The following is an 8,330-nucleotide window of genomic DNA, read 5'->3' on the forward strand; positions in this document are numbered from 1 at the left end:
CCTGTCCTTCCCGGATGTCCATGAAAGAGATTCGCAAGCTGCCGGCCTCGGCGGGCGCCCAGTGGTTGCTGGATACGTTCTCGCTGTATCGGCGTGCGCCGCTGCAGCTGGCCCGGATCGGCCTGGCCTGGCTGCTGGTGAGCTGGGTGGTCACCCTGTTGTCGACGCTGATTCCCGGCGCCGCCGGCATGGCCGTGCAGCTGATGACCCTGGCCATCTCGCCGATCATGTTCGGCGGCATGCTCTACGCCGTGGGCGAGATCGACGAAGGCCGCCCGGGCCTGTCCTCGCACCTGCTGCAGCCGATCCGCGACCACCGCGTCAGCCACCTGCTGGTGCCGCTGGCGATCCAGGTACTGGCGGTGCTGCTGCTGGGCGCGTTGCTGTTCATGATGATCGGCCGCGAAGGCTTCACCGCCTTCAGCGAGGTCATGACCAAGATGGAAGAGATCAGCCGCAGTGGTCAGCAGATCAAGCCGGACGATGCCGCGGCGCTGGTGGCCAACCTGCCGGCCAAGCGCATCGCGCTGTGGATGCTGCTGGTGTTCCTGAGCGCGGTCGCACTGTCGCTGGCAATGTTCACCCAGCCGGCGCTGGTGGTGTTCGACAAGCAGAGCGGCATGCACGCGCTGCGCCTGAGCCTGCAGGGCTGCATCGAGAACATCGGCGCGATGATCGTGTTCGCCGTGCTCGGCCTGATCGCCGCGTTCTGCATCTACATCCTGTTCGTGATCGTGATCCAGATCGCGATGCTGATCGGTGGCCCGCTGGCCGCCGCCTTCATCGCCCAGCTGGTGCTGACCACGGTGCTGATGCCGCTGTATGTCGGCGCGGTCTATGCCGCGTGGAAGCAGATGTTCGTGCACCGTGGCAGTCGCGCCGCACCGCCGGTCCCGACCACCCCGACCTCAAGCGACATCTTCCACGCCTGACGAAAAAGGGGACGGAGGGGATTAAGTCGTTTGTGCCACTGTGCCGATAGCGACTTAATCCCCTCCGTCCCCTTTTGTTTTTTTCAGGCGGCGGGTTTCTTCACGGCCGACGACGGCACCAGCCAGCGTGCGGCGTGGATGCCCAGCTCGTAGAGCAGGCACATCGGGATCGCCAGCATCAGCTGCGAAACCACGTCCGGCGGGGTCAGCACCGCCGCCAGCACGAAGATGCCGACGATCGCGTAACCACGTCCTTCCTTGAACTGCTGCGGCGTCACCCAGCCCAGCAGGACCAGGATCACCATCGCCACCGGCAGTTCGAAACTGCCACCGAAGGCGAAGAAGATCGCCAGCACGAAATCCAGGTAGGCATTCGCATCCGGGGTGATCGCGATCACGTCCGGGCTGAAGGTGGTCAGGAAATGGAACACCGCCGGCAGCACCAGGAAGTAGGCGAAGGCACAGCCGGTGTAGAACAGCAGTACCGAAGACACCAGCAGCGGCACCGCCAGGCGCTTCTCACGCGCGTAAAGCCCCGGGGCGACGAAGGCCCACAGCTGGTACAGCAGCCACGGCACCGCCACGAACAGGGCCACGAAGAAGGTCAGCTTCAATGGCGCGAAGAAGGCACCGGCCGGATTGGTCGCGATCATCGTCTGCCCGTTGGGCAGCTGCGAGACCAGCGGTTCGGCCAGCGCGTTGTACAGCTTCTGGGTAAATGGCAGCAGCGCCAGCAGCACCACGCCCAGGCCCAGCAATGCGCGCACCAGGCGGCCGCGCAGCTCCACCAGATGTTCGACCAGCGAGCTTTCGCCGAAATCCTGTTCACTCATGGCTGGCGCTCCGTGCGCTGCGGCGTCGGAGCACCGGCTTCAGGGGGTGTCGCCGGCATCGGCTCTGGCGCAATGCCCTCCTGTACCGGTGCATCGGCAGGCGGCAGGCCGCCCATATGCGGCGGCGGATCCGCAGGCGCCGGCGCGCGTACTTCCTGCGCCAGCGCATCGCCCTGCTGCTGCGCCTGCTGCGCTTGGCGACGGATCGCCTCGCCGCTGGCGCGCAGCTGGTTCTCGGTGTCCTGCATGCCCTGGCGCACCTCCTGCATTTGCCGCTTGATGTCCTCGGCCTGCAGTTCGCGTTCCAGTTCCTGTTTCACCGAATCCCACTGATTGCGGGCACGGCGCACCCACAAGCCAGCGAAGCGGGCCGCCTTGGGCAGGCGCTCGGGACCGAGCACCACCAGGGCGACCACCGCGATCACCAGCAGTTCGCTGAAGCCGATATCAAACACCGCAACCGCTCCGGATCAGCGAGCGTTACGGTCGTGCTCGTCCTGCGCGGTGCGCGAGGCGTCCTGGCTGCGCGACTCATCGCCCAGCTGCGCGTTCGGCTTGTCTTCGTCGCGCATGCCCTTCTTGAATTCCTTGACCGCCGAGCCGAGGTCCTTGGCGCCACTGGTCAGGCGCTTGGTGCCGAACACCAGCAGGACGATGGCCAGCACGACCAACCAATGCCAGATGCTGAAACTGCCCATAAAGACGCTCGTTACGTTAGTGATCAGGCTGTCGAGCATAGCGCACCGGGTGTCAGCCGGCGCGCGTGACGAAAGTCAGTTTCCGCCCAGCGTTTCCGTGCGGATTTCGCCGTCGTTGACCGGCTGGAAGCCCTGCTGCTGCGGCGGCGGGTTCTGCGGCACGTTCTGCAGCGGCGCGGTGGTGGCTTCGGTTGGGGCGGCCGGCGCTGCCTGAACAGGCGCCGGCGCAACCGCCGGGGTCGCCGCCGGACGCGGTGCACTGCCACCGTTGCCGTTGCGATTGTTGCGGGCGGCGTAGGTGGCCTCTTCCAGACGATCACGGAAGGCGACCACGTCCATCGACGGCGAACCGGCGGCGCGACCTTCGAAGATCATGCGCGGCGTGGTGTTGCTGCCGTAGGCGTCAAGGTTGGCGGCATCGTCGATCTGCAGCACCGCACCATCCAGCGCGACGCCCGCGAACAGCCCACGGGCACGCGACCAGGACCAGATCTCGGCCTTCAGCTGGCCGTCGGTGGCGGCGGCGGCATTGCGGCCGACCGGACCGGCGGCAACGCCGGCATCGGCGCCGAGCGTGAACTTGCCGTTGACCAGGTTGTCCAGGCTGCGGTCGTTGCGGAACACCAGCACCACATCCGAAGATTGCACGCCGGCCTGGAAGCCGATGCTGCCACCGGTGAGCTTCACGAACACCGGGTTGGACCATGCGCCATTGGGCATGCGCACCGACATCAGGCCGTGGCCACGACGACCGCCAATGACAAGACCGGCCTTGATCGTGTCGGGAATGACGATGACCGCGCGGCCTTCGTCGAGCAATTTATCCGGAATGCCCTGTTCAGGAATTTCCTGGATTTCGGCCAGCACGCGCACGGCGTTGCGGGCGCGCTGGTCTTCCTGCGGTCCGGCCATGGCCTGGCTGGACAGCAGGCTGGCGGCGATCAGCAGGGCTTGGATCGGGCGACGCATGGCAGGCTCCAGAAGTCAGTCCATAGGAAGATATAGCAAGTGACTGAAATTAGTGGTGTTGTCATGAATCCCCAATGAGCGTTCCCTGCCCGCATTGATGCGCGCTATGCCTGCAATCCGAACCCTGCATCCCGGTGCGGCGCCGGATAGGCGACAATACCGCCCATGCTCGACGCACCCGATACCGCCGTGCTGGCGGTCAACCTAGGCACGCCCGAGACGCCGACGGCCCCCGCCGTACGCCGTTACCTGGCCGAATTCCTGTCCGACCCGCGCGTGGTCGCGATTCCGGCACTGCTCTGGCAGCCGCTGCTGCGCGGGCTGATCCTGCCGCTGCGAAGCGGCCGGTCGGCGGCCAAGTACGCCCAGGTCTGGCTGCCCGACGGCTCACCGCTGATGGTATATACGCGCCAGCTGGCGCAGGCCATGCAGGCCCTGCTGCCGACCCTGACGGTACGCCATGCGATGCGTTACGGTGAACCGGCGCTGGCCGGCGAGCTCGACCGTCTTGCCGCCGACGGCGCGCGCCGGATCGTGGTGTTGCCGCTGTACCCGCAGTACTCCACCACCACCACCGCCTCGGTCGAAGACCGGGTCGATGCGTGGCAGCGCCGCAACCCGGGCGTGACCGTGAGCCTGGTGCGGGATTACTCGGTCGATCCCGGCTGGGTCGAGGCCATAGCCGGATCGATCCGCCGCTACTGGGAACAGCACGGTCGCGGTCAGAAACTGATGTTCTCCTTCCATGGTATCCCGCAGCGCCTGGCCGACGCGGGCGACCCGTATCCGCAGCGCTGCGAGGCCAGTGCGCAGGCCATCGCCAATGCACTGGGCCTGGTCAAGGACGACTGGCAGATGGGTTACCAGTCGCGCTTCGGCCGCGAGCGCTGGTTGCAGCCGTATGCCGAGCCCAGCCTGTGGGCGCTGGCCGAATCCGGCGTGAAGCAGATCGACGTGGTCTGCCCCGGATTCGCCACCGACTGTCTGGAGACGCTGGAAGAGGTTGCGCTGGGCTTCACCGAAACACTGGCCGAGCGCGGTGCGACGATGCGCTACATCCCCTGCCTCAACGCCGAGCCGGAGCATGCACGCGCCTTGGCACGGCTGGCCGTGTCCTCGCTGGCATGAGCCTGCAACCGTTTGAACTCCAGGTCGGTGGCGCACGCGTCGCCGGCCTGCGCAACCACGGCGGCGGCCCACGCGTGCTGGCCCTGCATGGCTGGCTCGACAACGCCGCCAGCTTCGTGCCGCTGGCGCCGCACCTATCGGCGTTGCAACTGGTTGCCATCGATCTGCCCGGCCACGGTCACAGCGCGCACCTGCCGATGGGTGCCAGCTACACCACGGCCGCCGCGATCTGCCACGTACTCGATGTCGCCGACGCGCTGGGCTGGGACCGATTCAGCCTGCTCGGCCATTCGATGGGTGCCGGCATCGCCAGCCTTACCGCCTCGGTCAGCGACCGTGTTGATCGGCTGGTGGCGATCGAAGCACTCGGCGGCCTGCGCGGTCCCGAGGAAGAAACGGCGCATCGCCTGCGCGAGCATGTGAACGCCACGCGCGCGTTGGCACGCAAGCAGCTGCGCGTGTTCCCCGATCTGGCAGCGCCGATCCGCGCGCGGATGATGACCAACCAGCTCAGCGAACCCTGCGCACGGCTGCTGGTCGAGCGCGGCGTGGAACCGGTCGAAGGTGGCTACCGCTGGTGCAGCGACCCGCGCCTGATGCTGCCCACTGCGATCCGCCTCAGCGAAGGCCAGATCGACAACCTGCTGCAGGCCATCACCTGCCCGACGCAGGTGATCTATGCCACGCCGGCGCAGTCCTACTATCCCGAGCCGATGCGCAGTGATCGCCTGCAGCACCTGCGTGATGGACGGCTGGCCGTGTTTCCCGGCAACCACCACCTGCATATGGAAGACCCGGCACGCATCGCCGAGGTGATCCTGCGCTTCCTCGGCAACGACAACGCCGGCTGAGTCGCAGCGTCCGCTGCACTTCATTCTGCGCACTTCCGGCCGATACATCAGTTGCGGGCCACTGCGTCCGCAGCACGTGGGCCCGGTCGGGCCTGCGGCGTGTGTCTGGTCCTGCAAGGAAGTCCGCATGCCCGCTCCATTGCTCCGTCACCCACAGGATGTGGTCACGGCGCCCCGTCTGTGCGACGTTGATTGCGTCGCATTCCCCGAATTCCCGGTCCATGCCCTGGCCACGCACTCGTGCGTGCGTCGCCGTGTGGCCGTTGTCGTCTGCTGATCCAGGAGTCGCCGATGTCCGCTGCATCCACTCGTCCCCCCGATACCGCCCGCCTGCCGCATCTGCAGCAGCTCGCCCACCGCGCTGACCGCCGATTGCTGATCGGCAGTGCGGCACTGGCGGTGGCCGGCCTGGTGCTGGCCCTGCGCGGGCCTCATGTCCTGACCGCCTCGCTGGTCGCGGCCGCTGTGCTGCCTGCCATCTGGCTGGCCGGTCCCAAGGCGGGCCATAGCGTCACCCGCAATGGCCTGGCGCTGTTGTTGTCGCTGCAGCTGGCATGGCTGTGCGCGATCGCGGGCCTGTCACCGGCTTTGCCGATTGCACTGCTGCTGGGCGTGCTGTTGAGCCATCGTGATCGCCTGCCGGTATGGCTGGCCGGCGGCATCGGCACGCTCGCGCTGTTGGCGCCGCTGCTGCAGGGCGCAGCAGTGGGACCTACGTTGCTGCAGGCGGGCCTGTTCGCCGGGCTGACGGCATTCCTCGGCCAGGTCGCGCTGCGCCTGCGCCAGCAGACCGAGGCGCTTGGCCACGGCCCGCGCCGGCTGGCTGCGCTGGCCCGCGACATCGCCACGGGCACCGACCTGGGCGCACATGCCGACACCACATCCTATGCACCCGGCTCGTTGGCCCATGCGCTGGCCGATACCGCGCGCCACGTCCAGGCCCAACGTGGGCGTGAGGCTGAGGCGCATGCCGAGAATGCGCAGATCCGTCAGGCGCTGGATGCCTCGCGCACCGCGATGATGATCGCCGACAATGATCACGTGATCCGCTATGTGAACCGCTCGGTGGTGGCTCTGCTGCGCAACCAGCAGGCGACACTGCGCCAGGCCTTCCCTGACTTCGATGCCGAACGCCTGGTCGGCAGCAGCATCCATCGCTTCCATGCCAACCCGGACCGCATCCGCGCCATCCTCAATGGCCTGCAGGCCAGCCACAACGGCAAGGTACAGATCGGCCCGGTGCACTTCGCCCAGGTGGTCACCCCGGTGTTCGATGCACAGGGCATGCGCCTCGGTTTCGCCGTGGAATGGCATGACCGTACCCAGGAGCTGGCGCTGGAGAACGCCGTGGCCGGCATCGTCGCTGCTGCCGCTGCCGGCGATCTCGGCCAGCGCCTGCAGGCAACCGAAGGCGCCAGCTTCCTCGATGGCCTGACCGGTGGCATCAACCAGCTGCTCGATACGCTGGGCAGCACCGTCAACGACGTGCGGCAGATGCTTTCGGCGCTGGCCAACGGCGATCTCGATCGGCGCATGCACGGTGAGTACCACGGTGCCTTCGCCGCGATCCAGCGTGATGCCAACGCCACCGCCGGCCAGCTGGCGCGCATGGTGGGCCGCATCCAGCAGTGCGCGGCCTCGATCAGTACCGCCGCCAGCGAGATCGCTGCAGGCAATGGTGCGCTGTCCGAGCGCAGCGAGCGCCAGGCGGCGCACCTGCAGGAAACCGCAGCCTCGATGGAGGAGCTGACCGCCACCGTGCGCCAGAACGCTGCGCATGCGCGCGAGGCCAGTGAGCTGGCTGCGTCCACGCAGAACGCCGCCAGTGACGGCAACACCGCGATGCAGCGGGTTGTCGACACCATGCAGGCGATTGAAGGCGCCTCGAAGCGGATCGGCGACATCACCGGCGTGATCGATGGCATCGCCTTCCAGACCAATATCCTCGCGCTCAATGCGGCGGTGGAAGCCGCACGTGCCGGTGAGCAGGGCCGTGGCTTCGCCGTGGTGGCCAGCGAGGTGCGCGTGTTGGCGCAGCGCTCCGCCGCCGCCGCACAGGAAATCAAAAAGCTGATCGATGAGGCAGGCCGACAGGTGGGCGAAGGTGCCCAGCTGGTGGCCGACGCCGGCCAGCGGATGCAGGGCATTGTCGGCGGCGTGGAGAATGTCAGCCATCTGATGCGTGAGATCTCGGCGGCCTCGCAGGAGCAGTCGATCGGCATCGAGCAGATCAACCAGACCGTGGTGCAGATGGATCAGGCCACGCAGCAGAACGCGGCGCTGGTGGAAGAAGCCACCGCGGCCGCACGCGAGCTGCAGACGCAGGCGGGGACGCTTACCGAGGCAGTATCGGTGTTCCGCCAGCAGGAACCGCACGAGGTCCCGCGGGCCGCCTGATCCGGGCCTGCAATGCGATCCTGATCAAGACGGCGCCCGCAGGGCGCCGTTTTTTGCCTGCTTTTGCGTGATGGGTCAGGAAAAGTCCGCTTCCGGACCTGCCGTGAGGAGCGGCCAACCCTGTTTGGCGCCGCATCCACACACGGCGTGGATCTACCGGTAGTGCCGGCCGCTGGCTGGCAATTACGGCCTCGCCCACTGTCTGACCTCCCGCCGGTAGCGGCCAACCTTGGCTGGCGCTGTGGCTGCCCGCAGAGAATATCCACGCATCGCGTGGATCTACCGGCCGGTGTGCAGCCATGGCGGTGCCGGCCAGCGGCCGGCACCACCCGCATTTCCTGCGCACAAAGAAAAACCCCGCTGCGTCAGCAGCGGGGTTTTGGGTGTAAACCCTGGCGATGACCTACTCTCGCATGGCTTGAGCCACACTACCATCGGCGCAGCTGCGTTTCACTTCCGAGTTCGGGATGGGATCGGGTGGTTCCACAGCGCTAATTTCACCAGGGAGGCTTTTGGAGAGTC

8 protein-coding genes and 1 rRNA gene are annotated in these 8,330 nt (G+C 67.0%); 4 read left to right on the forward strand and 5 right to left on the reverse strand.

The window, feature by feature from the left end:
- The first annotated feature begins 20 nt into the window (after nt 1–20).
- Nucleotides 21–932: a BPSS1780 family membrane protein gene (locus AC5P7S_RS14740; RefSeq protein WP_005420447.1), complete on the forward strand. Its 912-nt coding sequence runs from the start codon at nt 21–23 to the stop codon at nt 930–932.
- Between the two features lie 83 nt (nt 933–1,015).
- On the opposite strand, the gene tatC is transcribed toward AC5P7S_RS14740, so the two are convergent.
- The 4 genes from tatC to AC5P7S_RS14760 all read right to left on the reverse strand — a co-directional run bounded on the left by tatC (nt 1,016) and on the right by AC5P7S_RS14760 (nt 3,432).
- Nucleotides 1,016–1,765 (reverse strand): twin-arginine translocase subunit TatC, encoded by a 750-nt coding sequence (gene tatC, locus AC5P7S_RS14745; protein ID WP_005420449.1) that lies wholly within the window; start codon nt 1,763–1,765, stop codon nt 1,016–1,018.
- The gene (tatB, locus tag AC5P7S_RS14750) at nt 1,762–2,220 is read right to left on the reverse strand and encodes a Sec-independent protein translocase protein TatB (protein WP_095378515.1); all 459 of its coding nucleotides are present in this window, start codon (nt 2,218–2,220) and stop codon (nt 1,762–1,764) included. The genes tatC and tatB overlap by 4 nt, the downstream gene beginning before the upstream one ends.
- 15 nt (nt 2,221–2,235) lie before the next feature.
- Entirely contained in the window at nt 2,236–2,463 is a 228-nt protein-coding gene (gene tatA / locus AC5P7S_RS14755; RefSeq protein ID WP_005420453.1) for a Sec-independent protein translocase subunit TatA, read from the reverse strand.
- A 75-nt stretch (nt 2,464–2,538) separates the two neighbouring features.
- Nucleotides 2,539–3,432: a lipid-binding SYLF domain-containing protein gene (locus AC5P7S_RS14760; protein WP_005420455.1), complete on the reverse strand. Its 894-nt coding sequence runs from the start codon at nt 3,430–3,432 to the stop codon at nt 2,539–2,541.
- 165 nt (nt 3,433–3,597) lie between these two features.
- On the opposite strand from AC5P7S_RS14760, the gene hemH reads away from it, so the two are divergent.
- The 3 genes from hemH (at nt 3,598) to AC5P7S_RS14775 (ending at nt 7,808) form a co-directional block, all read left to right on the forward strand.
- Entirely contained in the window at nt 3,598–4,560 is a 963-nt protein-coding gene (hemH, locus tag AC5P7S_RS14765; protein WP_095378512.1) for a ferrochelatase, read from the forward strand.
- The gene (locus tag AC5P7S_RS14770) at nt 4,557–5,411 is read left to right on the forward strand and encodes an alpha/beta fold hydrolase (protein ID WP_065196770.1); all 855 of its coding nucleotides are present in this window, start codon (nt 4,557–4,559) and stop codon (nt 5,409–5,411) included. The genes hemH and AC5P7S_RS14770 overlap by 4 nt, the downstream gene beginning before the upstream one ends.
- 291 nt (nt 5,412–5,702) lie before the next feature.
- On the forward strand, nt 5,703–7,808 hold the full coding sequence (locus AC5P7S_RS14775) for a methyl-accepting chemotaxis protein (RefSeq protein WP_095378510.1): 2,106 nt from the start codon (nt 5,703–5,705) through the stop codon (nt 7,806–7,808).
- A gap of 390 nt (nt 7,809–8,198) precedes the next feature.
- Here AC5P7S_RS14775 and rrf read toward each other — a convergent pair.
- Nucleotides 8,199–8,313: ribosomal RNA gene (gene rrf / locus AC5P7S_RS14780) — 5S ribosomal RNA — on the reverse strand.
- Nucleotides 8,314–8,330: the final 17 nt, after the last annotated feature.

Source organism: Stenotrophomonas sp. YJH_SMC_32 (genome assembly GCF_059369975.1).

Coding starts and splice junctions, on each gene's coding strand:
- hemH (WP_095378512.1), top strand. CDS start 3,598: ATGCTCGACGCACCCGATACCGCCGTGCTGGCGGTCAACCTAGGCACG.
- AC5P7S_RS14760 (WP_005420455.1), bottom strand. CDS start 3,432: ATGCGTCGCCCGATCCAAGCCCTGCTGATCGCCGCCAGCCTGCTGTCC.
- AC5P7S_RS14775 (WP_095378510.1), top strand. CDS start 5,703: ATGTCCGCTGCATCCACTCGTCCCCCCGATACCGCCCGCCTGCCGCAT.
- tatA (WP_005420453.1), bottom strand. CDS start 2,463: ATGGGCAGTTTCAGCATCTGGCATTGGTTGGTCGTGCTGGCCATCGTC.
- tatC (WP_005420449.1), bottom strand. CDS start 1,765: ATGAGTGAACAGGATTTCGGCGAAAGCTCGCTGGTCGAACATCTGGTG.
- AC5P7S_RS14770 (WP_065196770.1), top strand. CDS start 4,557: ATGAGCCTGCAACCGTTTGAACTCCAGGTCGGTGGCGCACGCGTCGCC.
- AC5P7S_RS14740 (WP_005420447.1), top strand. CDS start 21: ATGAAAGAGATTCGCAAGCTGCCGGCCTCGGCGGGCGCCCAGTGGTTG.